The organism is Granulicatella sp. 572.rep1_STHE (assembly GCF_001073445.1).
GTDB lineage: Bacteria > Bacillota > Bacilli > Lactobacillales > Aerococcaceae > Granulicatella > Granulicatella adiacens.
The window spans coordinates 1-15456 of record NZ_JVBO01000046.1 but is presented as its reverse complement, the minus strand read 5'-3'; the positions used below and the strand labels follow the sequence as shown (position 1 = coordinate 15456).

The following is a 15456-nucleotide window of genomic DNA, read 5'->3' as shown; positions in this document are numbered from 1 at the left end:
AATTTCCGACCAGAGTCCTAGGTTATGCCCCTTCATCTGTGGTACACTTAACCCAACTATGAAAGGAGCTAAATGATGCTACAGTTACAACATATTTCAAAAGTTTATCATACAGCTAATCAAGAGTTTCACGCGTTGAAGGATATCTCGATTCGCTTTCGTGAAAATGAGTTTATCTCCATTCTCGGGCAATCGGGTTCTGGGAAAACCACCCTATTAAATATCATCGGTGGACTCGACCAATACACGTCTGGTGATTTACTCATCCAAGGAAAATCAACAAAGCAATTTAAAGACCGCGATTGGGATAGTTACAGAAACCACACGATCGGATTTGTTTTCCAATCGTATAATCTCATCGGCCACCAAACGGCACTCTCTAACGTCGAGATTGCGATGACGCTCTCTGGTGTTTCAAAAGCTGAACGCAAAAAACGTGCCATCGAAGCGCTCGAACGAGTTGGCCTAAAAGACCATTTATATAAGAAACCAAGTCAGATGTCTGGGGGACAAATGCAACGAATCGCGATTGCGCGTGCCCTTGTGAATAATCCAAAAGTCGTTTTAGCTGACGAACCTACAGGAGCGCTCGATTCCGAGACTTCAGTTCAAATCATGGAGTTATTAAAAGACATCGCCAAGGAACGTCTGGTTATCATGGTGACGCATAACCCAGAACTTGCAAAGACCTACTCCACACGTATCGTACAAGTATTAGATGGAAACATCTTGAGCGATTCGAATCCATACGAACCAACAGAAGAGAAAACACAAGGCGACATTCAGTTCACGAAGACGAAAATGAACTTTATGACGGCTCTTGCTCTTTCGTTTAATAACTTATTGACGAAGAAAGGCCGTACCTTCCTGACTGCCTTTGCTGGTTCCATCGGGATTATCGGGATTGCCCTTATCCTAGCGCTCTCGAATGGGGTGAGCGACTACGTGAAGAAGGTGCAAGAAGATACCCTCGTCTCTCTTCCGCTGACGATTAGCGAGCAGAACCAAAGTAATCTGCTAGCGACCTCTCCGGACTTAAGCGAAAAGCCTTATAAAGACAATAATGAGCTTGGCGTTAATACTGTCCTTACAAAATTATTAAAAAAACAAATTGGTAAAAATGATTTAGCTTCTTTTAAAAAATATTTGGAAGAGAATGCTTCTCAAGTCGAAGCTCTTACAAAAGATGTTCGTTATCAATACAATTTACAACCTTACATTTATGAAAGCGATACTTCCAACGGCCCAAAAAGTATCCTTCCTTCCACTCTTGCAGATGAAGTCGAAACTTCTAACCAAACAATGAAAGGCTACTTGCATAATATTGACTATTGGAGTGAACTTTCGAGTGATACGAACATGTTAGAAAGTCAGTACGATGTTTTGGAAGGACGTTTGCCAACAGATAAATCAGAAATCGTTCTGATTGCCGATGAGAATAACGAAATTAGTGATTTGTTACTCTATAGTTTACGTATCAAAGATCCTAGCGAATTAAACGATGCAAAAAAACTAGATGAATTAGGTTCTCAAACATATCAATATAGTGATTTCATCGGAAAAACATTCAAAGCCGTTGTCAACACGAGCCGATTCGTTAAGGAGAACAACCAATGGATTAATAAAATTGACGACAAATCGTATATGAAGACACAAATCGAGAATGGCCTTGAGCTTAAAATCGTCGGTGTTCTTCGTCAAAAAGAAGGCACAAGATCTAGTGTGAACTCTCCTTCTGGTGGTGTGGCCTATACAAGCGCCCTTATCGATTACACTTCTGAGCAAATTCAAAATAGTGACATCGTGAAGGAGCAAGAAGCCAATCCAACCATCAACGTATTTACTGGAAAAGAATTTGCCAAAGATCCAAAACCATTCAATTCGGCTGATTTAACCGAAGAAGAAAAAATTCAATTGGCAAAAATGACGCCTGAACAACAAGCGCAATACGTCCAACAATACAACGACAACTTGGCTGCCACTTACGAAGAAAACTTGGCAAAATTGGGGGTTATCGACAAATCCAAACCGGCTGCCATCGAGTTCTACACCTCTTCGTTCCAACAAAAACAAGAGTTGAAGGACTTCATCAACGCCTATAACACGGCCAAAAAAGATGCCGGCGAAGACGATAAAGTGCTCGCCTACTCCGACGATATTCAAACCATCATGTCATCCATTACAACAATGGTGGGCGTGATTACAACCGTACTTGTTGGTTTCGTAGCTATCTCGCTTATCGTATCATCGATTATGATTGCGATTATCACGTACATCTCGGTTCTTGAACGTACAAAAGAAATCGGAATCCTACGTGCAATGGGGGCTTCCAAGAAAGATATCCGTCGCATTTTTACCGCAGAAACTGCTATCGAAGGATTTATTTCCGGAGTACTCGGTATCGCGATTACGCTCCTTGCGACTTTCCCTATTAATGCGATTGTTGCTCAAACAACCAAGGTCGATGGCGTTGCACAATTACCATGGGATGCCGCTCTTATCCTAATTCTCATTTCTATCGTTCTTACAGTCTTAGCTGGTCTCATCCCTTCACGCATTGCAGCGAAGAAAGACCCAGTCGAATCGCTCCGCAGCGAATAGCCATTAAAATTTAAAAAGGTGGATAAAGGCCCAGCCCTTTACCCACCTTTTTTATTGCCTACATTTCCAAAATTAACATATATGTTAATTAACAAATATGTTAATTTTAGAAAGCTGTATTCAGCACCCCTAGCCATAAAAAGTGAAAGACAACTCGACTTTTCACAACCAATTGATTTGGCTCTAGGAAGCACGGATTCTATTACCTAAAACTAAAAAACAAAAATCCTCTGGACTCTATAGTGGGAACAGTAAAGAGATGCAAGCAATGTGAATTACCGAGGGTTCGTGATTCATCACTTACCCTCGGTTTGAAGCTTGCTAGGAATTGAGACTTCGGCTCAATCCGGTGCCTTTACTGTCACCACTATGAAGATGTCCAGAGGACTTATTTTGTTTTTTACAAGATTAGGCTAAGGACCCCATTGGATCCCATGGTGCTAATACAATTGGTTCGCTGTTGAAAGCGTCGAGTTGCTCTTTTGTAAGCAAGTCTTTTCTGATAACAATCTGATACGTATACTCATCCATCCACGCATCGCTCATCATCCAGAACCCTTCAACCCCAGATTCTTCACCCCAACTGTTTTCCACTTTCCAGCGGTTTGGTTTGCCATCGACAAGGTTCACCCCTGTTAATACCATCGCGTGCGTCATTAAGCTGTCGCCATATTCAAGACGTTCGCCTTTTGTGAGTGAATAATCGATTCCCGTTAAACCTTTAAGGTCAAAGTTATTCAGCGCAAGACGACCGTTACCACGGTTTGAAGATTGACCGACATCGCAACCGAACCATACAGATTCCCCTTGTTCTAATTGGCGAATCGCTAACTCTTTGAAGGTTGCCATATCAAGGTTCAAGTAGCGCACTTGGTTGCCAACGACATTTCCAAGCATATCAACAGTGTAGGAACGGTTGAATGGTTTGTCCGCTGTCGGTGAATTGATGATAGACACATAATCGTCCAAGTTTAAGCCCACGAATTGCTCGAAGAAGCTTTGTGGTGTCAAATTCAAGTGACGGTGGAATTCCTTGTCTTTATCACGATATTCGAAATCGAATGTTTCTGGTGGAGTTCCAAGAGTCACGCTAAGTAAGTCATACACTTCTTGCATTAATTGTTTACGCGTTTCGTTGATTTCCGCTTCGCTAGCACCTCTTGCCACTAAGTCACGGAGCACTTTTGCATCTTGTCGAAGTTTTTTATTTAAGTATTTGTTCAAATCGCTTGAAGCCGAGCTTGAAAAACTTTCCGGCATCACACTCTTTGGCACAACCCCATATTTCTTGAAGATAGACACGATCATATCCCATTGCCCACCGTCTTGTTGAGGGGTTTGTAAAAGGAAGGCTACATTGCGGCTTGTCACAGGTTCGCCCGCTGTTTTTAAAATATTTTCATGGAAATAATTGGCCTTTTCGTATTTATCCCAGAAGAATGTATAGCTTTGTGAGAGTTCAAATTCTTCGAGCTTGAAGTTATTAAAAAGTCTGTGGCGGAACGTATTGAGCGCCGCAAACATCCAGCAACGACCAGAAGCCTTTTGATTGGCTACTTTTCCGTGCTCCAAATCAATCGAATACACCGGCTGATTTTCCACAACAGAGGCGACTGTTTCACTAGCACCTTTCAAGCCATTCTTCACCGCAGCATTTTGCGCCACGATACGCTCTGGCTTACTTTGAAAACTTTCTTTATATTGTTTCGTCAATTCCTTCGTTAACGTAAACATAACTTCATCTCCTTTAACCTTAATATTCTTATCGTACTCCTCTTAAGAAACGGATGCAATACGATTTAATAAAAAAGCAACAATATCATTTATATTTTGCTTCCATCAAAAAAGACGGTATCTCTACCGTCTTTTTCTTATATCCTCTTATTTAGTAAAATCTGCCATATTGATTGGAATGGACCTACCGTCCGGCAAGCGCAATTCCGCTGTGCCATCCATATTAAAGACTAAACTATCTAATCCTACGCCATAACCAGCTGCAAACTTAGCAAGTTTTTCTTGGACAGGGTCCACTGCAGGCTCATCATTCTCTCCTGAATCTAAACTTGGCTCACTTCCTTCATTTTCATGAGGCTTTGGAGTCGATGGAGTTTCAGATTGGGATTGCGAAGTGCTTGGCTTAGAAGTTGAGTCTGAAGGTTTCTCTTCTTTCGTTGTTTCCTTTTGTTCTTCTGAAGTGCTCTGAGGCGTCTCTTCTGGTTGGTTTTCTTTTTCTCCTTGTTCCTTTTCCCCTGCAGTTGCTGTGGTTGGTTTCGTATTTTCTGCGTCTTTTTGCGCATGCTCTTGGAATTGTTTGAGCACTCCCGGTTCTTCCGTCTTTTGTTTTGGATCTAAGACAGGGACTTCAACCACATAATACGATTCATTTTCTTCGTAAGGGTTCGCCATAAAGGTCACACGAATGACATTCCCCGGAGTAGAAGTGACTCCTTTATAGGCTTCAGGAATCGGCAACTGAATTTCCCCTACTTTATAATTATTTTCCAAATATGGTGTCCCGTGGAATTCATCAAAGACACGTACCAATGCTTCTGTTCCTCCCGGAATCTTATACTGTGGTTTCAATCTGAGATGAGTGTCCCCGGCATAAAACGGATAGAAAACAGTATGACTAGCCATTTCATAAGCAAGAGATGCGGTCACTGTGAATATCCCTTCATAATGAACTTCTGGATAATCTTTTGAAGTGATACTATATTTAAATGTTTCTCCTGGAAGATACGATTTAAGAAGTTCAAAGTTCGCAATATTTCCAACTCCGTCCCCAAACACTCGACCAGATAGTTTCTCTAATTGATGACCGTCTGGAGTCGTGAGTTTCACAATCATATTCGTTCCTAATTTCTCGTCGATTCCCGGAGCAAATGTGAATGAAACACGCTTTTGCCCATTGGCTAAAGTAAAAGCCTGGTTGTTAAAGGTGCTTGCTTTCAACAGTGCAATTGCTTCTTCTAATTCCGCACCAGTATACACTTTATTATTCCGTTTTTTGGCTACTCCATCTTCTGGTTTAGAGGTTTCATAATTATGATGAGAATGCCCGCCACTAAACGGTTTACTCTCATCAATCGGTTCTGCATGATGATGATCTCCATGAGGATAAATAATGGAGTTCTTTTCCTTATCAACCACAATTTGGTCTCGTTTAACCCCATATTCTTTCATAATTCGAGCAATTTTTTCCTCGATTTTTCTCTCTAACTCTTTTTCCGCTTTATTCTCCTGAGTCGTATTTTCAGAAGGAGTCGGTTCCTGCGTAGTATTTGGTTCGTTAGTCTCGGGTGCTTCCTCAACCTTTCGACCATAATACCGCGCTCTGGCTTCTTCTAGGTTTTCTTTAGGAATCAAATATTCCCATTGACTATTTACGAGTTGCTCATACGGAATGACATGAACATCTTTTAAACTACCATTATGAGCTACTAATAAATATCTGCTTGTTTTTCCGATAATATGATTTCCATCAAATAAAAATCCATCGCTCGTAGGATAATGAATTCCTGGAAATTGTTTTTCACTTGAAGAGGTGTCAGGTGTTTGATTCTCCTCTCTAGAACTTGAAGGAGGTGTTGACAGGAATGCTCCGGTTGTTCCTCCAAAATTGGATTGAACTAGACCTGGTGAAGAAAACGAATGCGCGGTTTGATTTAATTGACTCTTATAAATAAAGTGGTAATGGTCTCCGTGTCTCACCACATAACCAAGCTCATTCTCCTCAACAACATCTTTGAAATCAAAAGTATAATGGTCCTCGGTAGAATTCAATGGATAAGGTGTCTTCCCGTTTTTATGCTCGAAAATAGCATCTTTTGGAACTTCTCCATAGACGAAATGATAGTGATCTCCGTGTTTTTTAAGATATCCATTCGTAAAAACTTCACCCACGATAGTTTTAGGTTTATTCTTTTTAATTTCTTCAGCCGCTTTCTCGTATTTGGCCATTTTTTCCTTATCGATTTCTTCTTTTGTTGTATCCTCTGTAACTGGTTCTTCTTGTTTCATAGCGCCTTGTTGATTCACCCAAACAAATCCGCCTAATAAAGCGATACTAGCACTTCCAATAAAGAGTGATTTCTTCAGTAATTTCATTGAATTCCCCCCAAAAAATATTCTAAATCGTATTTATTACGTTTTACAATATACTACCCTACCTTGCTTCTGTCAACCACTTTGTGAGGAAAATCTTCAATCTTAAACTTTTAACTCTAATTATAACTGTTTAAAAAATTCCTAAAAGAATCGAGTTTTAATCGATAAATAAAAAATTTGAATTATACTAACAGAAAATCAATTACCAAAAGGAGCTTATTATGAATTCTTCTTTCAAAAAACTCATCTTAATGAATAGCTTATACGGATTGCTTTGGGGAGTTATTTTTATCTGGGCTAAATACATGGATGTCATTAGCGAAGCTCCAAAAGGCGGGATATTCCGATTTGATTTCCAATCGCTTGTTGGTTGTATTTTGCTATCTGGAATTTATCTGTTTCCACTTTTTAAAATGGCAGTTAAGAACACGAACCTCCTTGAGTGGAAAAAATCAATAGCTTTAAGCATCTCTACGCTACTTGCTTTCTTAGTTGGAACTTTTGATATTTCAAAAAAAGAATTCCTCCTAAATCATGAAGGCCTCTTAAGTATCTTCGCAATTGCTTTATTTCACCAATTGTTATTCCTTATCTACAAATTCTTCAAACGAAGAAAACAGGCTTAAAACTCTTTAATGGAGACGATATTCCTATATATTTCATTTACAAAAAAACACCGGCTAAACCGGTGTTTTTTTATTCCTCATTCAATCTTCCAAGATAATACTTAAAAGTATCCTCATCATTCCCTAATTTTCCAAAGAACATTTCGTCAATATGTTCAATTTTAGGTACTGCTTCTTTTAATATTAATTCAGCTTTTTCATTCAAAATAACGGCTTTTGCTCTAGTATCTCTGGAATGTTCTTGTCTTTTTACAAAATCCTTTTTTTCCAACAAACTTAAAATTTGAGACACCGTCATAACATCTATTCCCGAAAGTTTAGAAATCATTACTTGAGTAACCTCATTTTCAGTTTGCAGTAAATAAGCAAGTGCAGCTAAGACTACAAACTGAGGATGTGTTAGGTTAATTTTTTTTAGTTCTTGTTTAATCACAAAATGCCATTTATTATAGGCTCTCATAAATAGCAAACCGGTCGATTTCTCAGAATCATTCTTATATTTTGATGTAAACAATCAAAGATCACCTTAACTTTCTAAGTATTTTTTTAGAATAAAGATAGAGTCTGGAACATCTGAAAAAACTTGTTTTAAAAATTCCAAGTGTTGGATAACTTCACTATCTAAGCTTACAGAATGTTTTATAATTACACTCCCATCATTATTATCGATAATTTGATGTCCAAAAAGTATATCCCCAAATGGAGTAGCCGTTTTATCCCAAAATTCTTCAAATACTTTTACATGAGTAAGTTCGTATTCCATTGGAGGCATGCCTTCAAGCTCCATAATTCCTTTTGAACCTGTTTCAAAATTACCTTTTAAAGTAATATTTTTTAAATCTTCCTCCCAAGTATACCATTTTTCAATATTGGCATAGTACTCCCAAGCCTCTTCTTTAGTTGTTTGGATTTTTAAGCTAAAACTAAATTCCATAATTCTTCCTCCTTATAATAAGTATACTTATTATAAATATTTTTATCATTAGTGTCAAACAGAATAGAATCTTTATTGATTTTATTACTAGCATACAAATCATGGAAATTCACAACTAGGATAGAATATTCTTAAAAAGAATGAAAGAGCCCTTCGGATTCGGCAATAAAACGTGGCCCCTTCCTCTAACGAAGTCCCCACCACTATTGAGGTCTCTTCTCCTCCCTTCAAGTAACTCTCAGTGACAATGCGTTCCCTTCCTAAGCATTGCCGATAACATCGCAGCAGTCCATCAAAAAAGGAAAGCATAAAAATATCTTGCGAAGCCCTACAAACTCGCAGGAATAAAACAAAAACAAACTCCATAAAAGTACGAAAGAGTCCTTCGGATTCTATAGCAATCATCATAGCGAGTGTAATCGATGCGAATTAGTGACTCTGGAAATTTATTTCCTAGAGTCAATTTGAGGCTCGATAGGAGCTGAGACGTAAGACTCAGCCCGATACAGCTATAATGATTGCTATGAAGAGTTCCGAAAGGGCTCGAAGTACATTGGAAGCACCAGTGTCTTTTACGTGAGTTGTTTTAACAAAAATAAACAGAATATCTGGCTGCTCCAATTGTAGAGCACTATGGATAAACAAAAAGAGCATCAGTGGATTGAAAGAATAGTGGGAAATCGTATTGAAACGAATAAGAGGGAGTTAGGAATTGATTCCTTACTCCCTCTTTGAGGCTTCAAAGGTGAGTGACTACAGGCACGAGCCGGTACCCCACTATGACTCTTTCAATCATCCAACTGATGCTCGAAGGTTTATCCATCCCATCAAAAGATGGATGAATCTGTCAGATATTCTGTTTTTATTTCACCGTAGTTAAAGCAATGAACTGCTCGATGTTGTCGGCAACTTGCGCCAATGCTTTCTTCCAAAATGCGCTATCTTCTACATCTACACCCAACACCTTCGCAGTATCTTCCGCAGAAGTTACTGTTGTCGCACGCAATAACTCTTGATATTTCTCAACGAATCCTTCAGGTTGCTCTTGATAGATGGCATATAAACCTTTAGAGAACAATCCTCCGAATGCGTATGGGAAGTTGTAGAAGCTTAAGCCGCTGCTGTAGTAGTGCGGTTTGCAAGCCCACATATATGGATGCATTGCGTCTGGATCTAATCCGTCGCCGTATGCTTCTTTTTGCGCATCCAACATTAATTTTTCTAAATCTTTCGAGAACATGAAGCTCTTTTCACGGTTTTCAAATACTGCTGATTCGAATAAGTAACGTGAGTAGATGTCCACGATGATTTGTGTTGTATCTTGTAATTGTGATTCAAGTAAGGCTACTTTTTCAGCATCGCTCGCTTGTCTAATCACTGTATTCATCACGATATTTTCATTGAACGTTGACGCAGTTTCAGCAACAGGCATTGAGTACTCTTGGTTTAATACACGGTGGTTTTCGATGTGTAAACCGTGGTATGCATGTCCTAATTCGTGCGCAATTGTTACAACGTCGCTTAATGAACCAGAGAAGTTTGTTAAGATACGTGATTGTTTGATGAATGGCAGGTTGCTACAGAACGCGCCTCCCACTTTTCCTTTACGTGGTAAGAAGTCGATGTAGTTGTTTTCGTAAGCTTCTTTTGTCATCTCGGCTAAATCTTCCGAGAAGCCTTTGAAGTTTTCTAATAAGAATTCTTTAGACTCTTCGATTGTGAAACGACGTGAGCTTTCTCCGATTGGTGCAAATAAGTCGTAGAATGGTAATCCATTTTCATGACCTAAGAGTGCTGCTTTATGTTTTAAGTAAGCGCGGAATTGTGGTAAATATTCGCGAATCGCTTCAAGAAGCGCATCCAATGTTTTACGAGACATACGAGATGCTTCTAATGTTTGCGCTAGTGGAGATTCGAATCCACGTAAGCTTGTTTCTGTTAATACTTGTTGTTTAATATTGTTTAAGGCAAATGCGATTGGTTCTTTGATGGTATCGTACATTTTCAACTCTGTTTCGTACGCTTCTTTACGAACCGCTGCATCAGCATCATACGCCATATTACGAATTTCGCTAAGCGTTACTTTTTCGCCTTTAAATTCGCCTTCAACGCCTGAAGTCATCGCTTCGAAAAGTTGTTCCCAACCGTCTCCACCGCTGATAGAGAATTTCGCGATCACATCTTCTAATTCATCTGATAATAGATGTTTGTATTGTTGTTTTGCTTCTGCAAAGTAGAATTCGTAGTCTTTTAGATTTTCGTCGGATGTGATATCTGTTTCCACGCTTCCAATAAATTTGTAGACTTTTGTATACGCACTGTTTAACGCAGCATACGCATTTCCGAATAAAGTACGGTATTTATTCGCTGTTTCGTCTGTCGTGTTAGCAGTTAATGTTAAATTAATGTAGTTCCCAAGACGACTACTTAATACACTAAACTCTTCTAGTGCCGCAATTGCCGCTTTGATAGACTCTAAGTTATCTTCGAGCGTTAAGCCGTTGAATACCTCTCTAAAGTTTGAAAAACGTTCAAAATCACGTTTAAACTCTTCACTTTCAAATGAAGGATAGATTTCTTTTAATGACCATTCTGTTGACATTTTGGATCCCCCTTATTTTCACTATATATTTTATTCTACCCAATTTTTCTAAAAATTCATAGTGTAAGTACCTTTATTCTCCCCCAAACAACGTGTATACTTAAAGGGCAAACACTGTTCAAAAAGGAGTTCTTATGAAAAAGACTTGGAAAGAATTGTTCCCAGATGCCCTTCTTGGAGAATCGACTCAAAATACTGTTCCTGTACAGTTGAACGGCGAAACGATTTTTCTCTTAGAAGAAAGTTTATCAGAACGTGAACGATTCCTCATTCAAACATTAACTACACAACCGACAAAAGCAACTGCTCCAACGCATCCTTGGCTTGCCTACTTGGAAGGAAAAGGGGCTCTTCCAAGCGAGATCGCATATATTCAAAGCGTGCATTTAGCCGTCTTTCCAAAACAGGAAGGTGTCTTTCACGAAAAAGACTGGTTAGAATTCGTCGAGAACCTAACCGTTGGGGCGCTTGCTATCTTCAAAAATTTCCGCCATCATTACACGCTGGTCGTGAATCCGGGAGTCTCAACCGCTCTTGCTAGCACTCTTTTTGAAGTAAAATCCGCTATTGAAGACGACTTTGCGGTAGAGCTACAAATCTTTATTGGGAACCGCTGGGCGACCAATACGAATACACCCTTACTATACCAAGCCGAGAAAGCTCTATTTGTTGAATATTTATTACATTCTCACAAACGTTCTTGCCTCGAGTTTTCTCCTGTTCTCCTATGGGGAATCGCCAATGGACTGGTGGATATTGCCCCGATTGCGGATGAACTACTCCTTCTTTTAAACGTAGAAGAAGTAAAAGAGGTCGTTGAAGCACTTTGGGATGCCCATGGAAATGTCTCAAAAGCTAGTAAAAAATTGTTCTTACATCGGAATACCTTGCAGTATCGCATCGATCGTTTTGCAGAACAAACTGGGCTCAACGTCAAGGACATGAACGACCTTACGCTCTGTCACTTACTCTTACAAAAACAAAGTTACTAAAAAAACAGCCACTTCTATATAGCATAGAAGTGGCTGTTTTCATTATAATATTAAACTTTTACAGCTTCTTTTTTAGGAGCGACTTTTGTTTCTTTAATCGTCACTTTCCCTTTTTGAGAACCGATTGTCACTTTTTGGCCGAAGCGAATTTCTCCGCTGAGGAGTGCTTCACTTAGTGGGTCTTCGATTTTCTTTTGAATTGCACGACGAATTGGGCGTGCCCCGTATTCTGGGTCGAATCCTTCTTCTGCAATTAAATCAATCACACCTGAAGTGAATTTCAATTCGATATTGAGTTCCGCAAGACGTGTCTTAATATCTTTTGTCATCAATTGAACGATTTGACGTAATTCCGGTTTCGTTAATTTATGGAAGACGATAATTTCGTCGATACGGTTTAATAGTTCTGGACGGAACGCATTCTTCAACTCTTCACGGATACGTTTTTCCATTGCAGCATGGTCATGTTGGATGGTTTTCGCGCCGAAACCAACTGATTTTTCATCTCTGAGAGCTGTTGCCCCAAGATTTGATGTCATGATGAGAATCGTATTTCTGAAGTCGACTTTACGTCCTTTTGAATCAGTCAAATGTCCATCATCTAAGACTTGTAATAAAATATTAAACACATCTGGGTGGGCTTTTTCAATTTCATCTAAGAGAATCACAGAGTAAGGTTTGTTGCGAATTTTCTCTGTTAATTGTCCCCCTTCATCGAATCCAACGTATCCTGGAGGTGAACCCACTAAACGGCTAACCGCGTGTTTCTCCATATACTCAGACATATCGATACGAACAAGTGCGTCTTGGTCGCCAAACATTGCTTCCGCTAAAGTTTTGGCTAGCTCTGTCTTACCAACCCCTGTAGGTCCAAGGAATAAGAATGAACCGATTGGACGTCTTGGATCTTTCAACCCACTACGCGCACGGCGAATGGAACGAGCCACTGCTGATACAGCTTCTTCTTGTCCAATCACGCGTTGATGCAATTCTTTTTCAAGATGCACGAGACGTTCACTTTCTTTTTTCTCCATTTGTTTTAATGGAATACCAGTCCATTGGGATACCACTTCTGCGATATCTTCATCAGTAATGGCCGCAACGAATTCTTGTTTCGCTTCGATTTCTACTTTTTGACGAAGTTTTTCAAGCTTGTCGCGTTTGGCTTGTTCTTTCTTGCGTAAACGAGCTGCTTCTTCGAATTTTTGTTCACGAATCGCTTCGTCTTTCTTCACTGCGAGTTCTGCCACTTCTACTTCGAGTTTTTGAAGTGGTGAGTGTTTACCACTGCGGTCCAGACGGGCTTTTGCAGCTGTTTCGTCCATCAAGTCGATGGCTTTATCTGGTAATTTACGAGATGTAATATAACGAACCGATAATTGTACCGCTGCTTCAATCGCTGCGTCTGTGATTTCCACACGGTGGTGGTCTTCATAACGTTTGCGAAGGCCTTTTAAAATTTCAACAGTGTCATCTGCGCTAGGTTCGTTGACATGAACAGAGGCAAAACGACGTTCTAAAGCTGCATCTTTTTCAATATATTTTTGATACTCATCTAAAGTTGTCGCCCCAATAACTTGGATTTCACCACGAGCAAGGGCAGGCTTTAGAATATTAGAAGCATCAATCGAACCTTCCGCTCCACCGGCACCAATCAACGTATGCAACTCATCAATAAAGAGAATCACATCTTGTTCGCGGTATACTTCATCCAAAATTTTCTTCATGCGCTCTTCGAATTCACCACGATATTTTGTTCCTGCAACGACTGCACCCATATCTAACATCATTAAACGCTTCTCAGCAATTTCTTCAGGAACTTCTCCAGAGACCATTCGTTGAGCTAAGCCTTCAACAATAGCTGTCTTACCAACACCTGGTTCCCCAACGAGGACAGGGTTATTTTTTGTACGACGGCTAATGATTTGGATAATGCGGCGTACTTCCTCTTCACGACCAACCACTGGGTCAATCTTTCCTTGACGGGCTAATTCAGTTAAGTCACGCGCTAAGCTGTTTAATGTAGGGGTTCCCTCTTGGCTAGATTCTTGGCGGGCTTTTCTTTTAGCAGCTCCAGAACTAGCAGGTTGAATTCCTATTTTCCCGTAGATTTCTTTCATTAATTCTTGAGGGTCAACTTGGTTATCACGAAGAATCTTCGTTGCTAATACTTCTTCACGTAATAAGGCTAATAATAAGTGTTCTGTTCCTACTTGTGGCACTTCGAGGCGTTTTGCTTCATCTGTAGCAGATAAAATCACCTTTTTAGCTCTAGGAGAATAAGGCATTAAATAAGGATCCATCTGTTTACGGTTTGAGCCATATCCTGTCAGTGATTCGATTTCCGTACGAACGATTTCTGCTGTGAGACCTGCCGCACGTAGTACATGTCCAGCAATCCCTTCTTGTTCTAAGATTAATCCTAATAATAAATGCTCTGTCCCGACAGCCTGATGCTTAAATAAAATAGCTTCTCTAGCAGCTAAAACCATCGCACTTTTTGCTTTTGGTGTAAAAATTTCACTCATGGACTTTATCCTTTCTGTTTCTAACGATACTTCAAGTTATCGATTAATTTTTTCATCATATTACTACGAATTTCATCTCCATTTTTAACAGAAACTGGAAACGTGTCCTTTTCCATCATCAAAGCCATCATTTGGGCTTCACGTTTTGATATTAATTCGTTCTCATATAAATTTTGTAATAAATGATTTGCTTCTCGTACTGATAATTGAGGCGGAATTAAATCTCCTAAAGTGTTTAGAACATCCATTTCATCTACTAAATTGACTTTCATTATGCGGATATATCCACCGCCACCTCGCTTACTTTCTACGACATACCCTTGTTGGATGGTAAAACGAGTATTAATCACGTAATTAATTTGAGAAGGAACGCAATTGAATTGATCTGCAATCTCACTGCGTCTGATTTCTACTGTTTCATTCGAAAGCAATACATTTTTTAAATAACTTTCTATCAAATCGGACATATTTTGATTCTGATTTTGCATTCATCTTCCTCCTTTAACCTTGACTATATTTGACTTTAATTATACAAAAGTTTTCCCTCATTGCCAATTAAATTGCCTTTAAAACAAAAAAGAAGCTAGACATTTGTCTAGCTTCTTTTCTTCATAATTATCGGGAATACAGGATTCGAACCTACGACCCCTTGGTCCCAAACCAAGTGCTCTACCAAGCTGAGCTAATTCCCGTAAGTAAAAAATGCACCCAACAGGAGTCGAACCTGTAACCGCTTGATTCGTAGTCAAGTACTCTATCCAATTGAGCTATGGGTGCATTGTATATTTAGTTAATGCCGAGGACCGGGGTCGAACCGGTACGGTCATCACTGACCGCAGGATTTTAAGTCCTGTGCGTCTGCCAATTCCGCCACCCCGGCATGGGCCATGGTTTTACATTGGCTAAGCGGAAGACGGGGTTCGAACCCGCGACCCCCACCTTGGCAAGGTGGTGTTCTACCACTGAACTACTTCCGCAAATTTGGTTTTAATGCCGGCTAAAGGACTTGAACCCTCGACCCTCTGATTACAAATCAGATGCTCTACCAACTGAGCTAAGCCGGCTA

The 15456-nt window shown here is 39.7% G+C and carries 10 protein-coding genes and 5 tRNA genes; 3 read left to right on the top strand and 12 right to left on the bottom strand.

All coding sequences use genetic code 11. The features are described 5' to 3' along the window. Nucleotides 1–75 precede the first annotated feature (75 nt). Entirely contained in the window at nt 76–2601 is a 2526-nt protein-coding gene (locus tag ADH99_RS09925) for an ABC transporter ATP-binding protein/permease (RefSeq protein WP_049555899.1), read from the top strand. Between the two features lie 408 nt (nt 2602–3009). Here the strand turns inward: ADH99_RS09925 and ADH99_RS09920 are convergent, their stop codons facing one another. Then, entirely contained in the window at nt 3010–4335 is a 1326-nt protein-coding gene (locus tag ADH99_RS09920) for an aminopeptidase C (RefSeq protein ID WP_049555900.1), read from the bottom strand. 147 nt (nt 4336–4482) lie between these two features. Further along, nucleotides 4483–6708: a pneumococcal-type histidine triad protein gene (locus ADH99_RS09915; protein ID WP_053091371.1), complete on the bottom strand. Its 2226-nt coding sequence runs from the start codon at nt 6706–6708 to the stop codon at nt 4483–4485. Between the two features lie 221 nt (nt 6709–6929). Between ADH99_RS09915 and ADH99_RS09910 the strand changes: the two genes are divergently transcribed. Continuing rightward, the gene (locus tag ADH99_RS09910; RefSeq protein WP_049555901.1) at nt 6930–7334 is read left to right on the top strand and encodes a hypothetical protein; all 405 of its coding nucleotides are present in this window, start codon (nt 6930–6932) and stop codon (nt 7332–7334) included. Nucleotides 7335–7404: 70 nt separating this feature from the next. Here ADH99_RS09910 and ADH99_RS09905 read toward each other — a convergent pair whose 3' ends face one another. The 3 genes from ADH99_RS09905 to ADH99_RS09895 all read right to left on the bottom strand — a co-directional run bounded on the left by ADH99_RS09905 (nt 7405) and on the right by ADH99_RS09895 (nt 10870). After that, nucleotides 7405–7848, bottom strand: a complete 444-nt coding sequence (locus ADH99_RS09905; RefSeq protein ID WP_049555902.1) for a MarR family winged helix-turn-helix transcriptional regulator — start codon at nt 7846–7848, stop codon at nt 7405–7407. A 12-nt stretch (nt 7849–7860) separates the two neighbouring features. Continuing rightward, nucleotides 7861–8268, bottom strand: a complete 408-nt coding sequence (locus ADH99_RS09900; RefSeq protein ID WP_049555903.1) for a polyketide cyclase — start codon at nt 8266–8268, stop codon at nt 7861–7863. 862 nt (nt 8269–9130) lie between these two features. Continuing rightward, on the bottom strand, nt 9131–10870 hold the full coding sequence (locus ADH99_RS09895; RefSeq protein ID WP_049555904.1) for a M3 family oligoendopeptidase: 1740 nt from the start codon (nt 10868–10870) through the stop codon (nt 9131–9133). Nucleotides 10871–11004: 134 nt separating this feature from the next. On the opposite strand from ADH99_RS09895, the gene ADH99_RS09890 reads away from it, so the two are divergent. Then, nucleotides 11005–11862, top strand: a complete 858-nt coding sequence (locus ADH99_RS09890; RefSeq protein WP_049555905.1) for a helix-turn-helix domain-containing protein — start codon at nt 11005–11007, stop codon at nt 11860–11862. 50 nt (nt 11863–11912) lie between these two features. Here ADH99_RS09890 and ADH99_RS09885 read toward each other — a convergent pair whose 3' ends face one another. The 7 genes from ADH99_RS09885 to ADH99_RS09855 all read right to left on the bottom strand — a co-directional run bounded on the left by ADH99_RS09885 (nt 11913) and on the right by ADH99_RS09855 (nt 15454). Beyond that, nucleotides 11913–14390 carry an ATP-dependent Clp protease ATP-binding subunit gene (locus tag ADH99_RS09885; RefSeq protein WP_049555906.1) on the bottom strand — a complete coding sequence of 826 codons (2478 nt, stop codon included), beginning with the start codon at nt 14388–14390 and terminating at the stop codon, nt 11913–11915. A gap of 20 nt (nt 14391–14410) precedes the next feature. Beyond that, complete coding sequence (locus tag ADH99_RS09880; RefSeq protein WP_049555907.1) at nt 14411–14878, bottom strand: CtsR family transcriptional regulator; 468 nt, start codon at nt 14876–14878, stop codon at nt 14411–14413. Between the two features lie 130 nt (nt 14879–15008). Further along, a tRNA-Pro gene (locus ADH99_RS09875) sits at nt 15009–15082 on the bottom strand. An 11-nt stretch (nt 15083–15093) separates the two neighbouring features. Next, nucleotides 15094–15167, bottom strand: a tRNA-Arg gene (locus ADH99_RS09870). 17 nt (nt 15168–15184) lie between these two features. After that, nucleotides 15185–15270, bottom strand: a tRNA-Leu gene (locus ADH99_RS09865). 25 nt (nt 15271–15295) lie between these two features. Beyond that, nucleotides 15296–15367 (bottom strand) — tRNA-Gly (locus tag ADH99_RS09860). A gap of 14 nt (nt 15368–15381) precedes the next feature. After that, a tRNA-Thr gene (locus tag ADH99_RS09855) sits at nt 15382–15454 on the bottom strand. Nucleotides 15455–15456 lie beyond the last annotated feature (2 nt).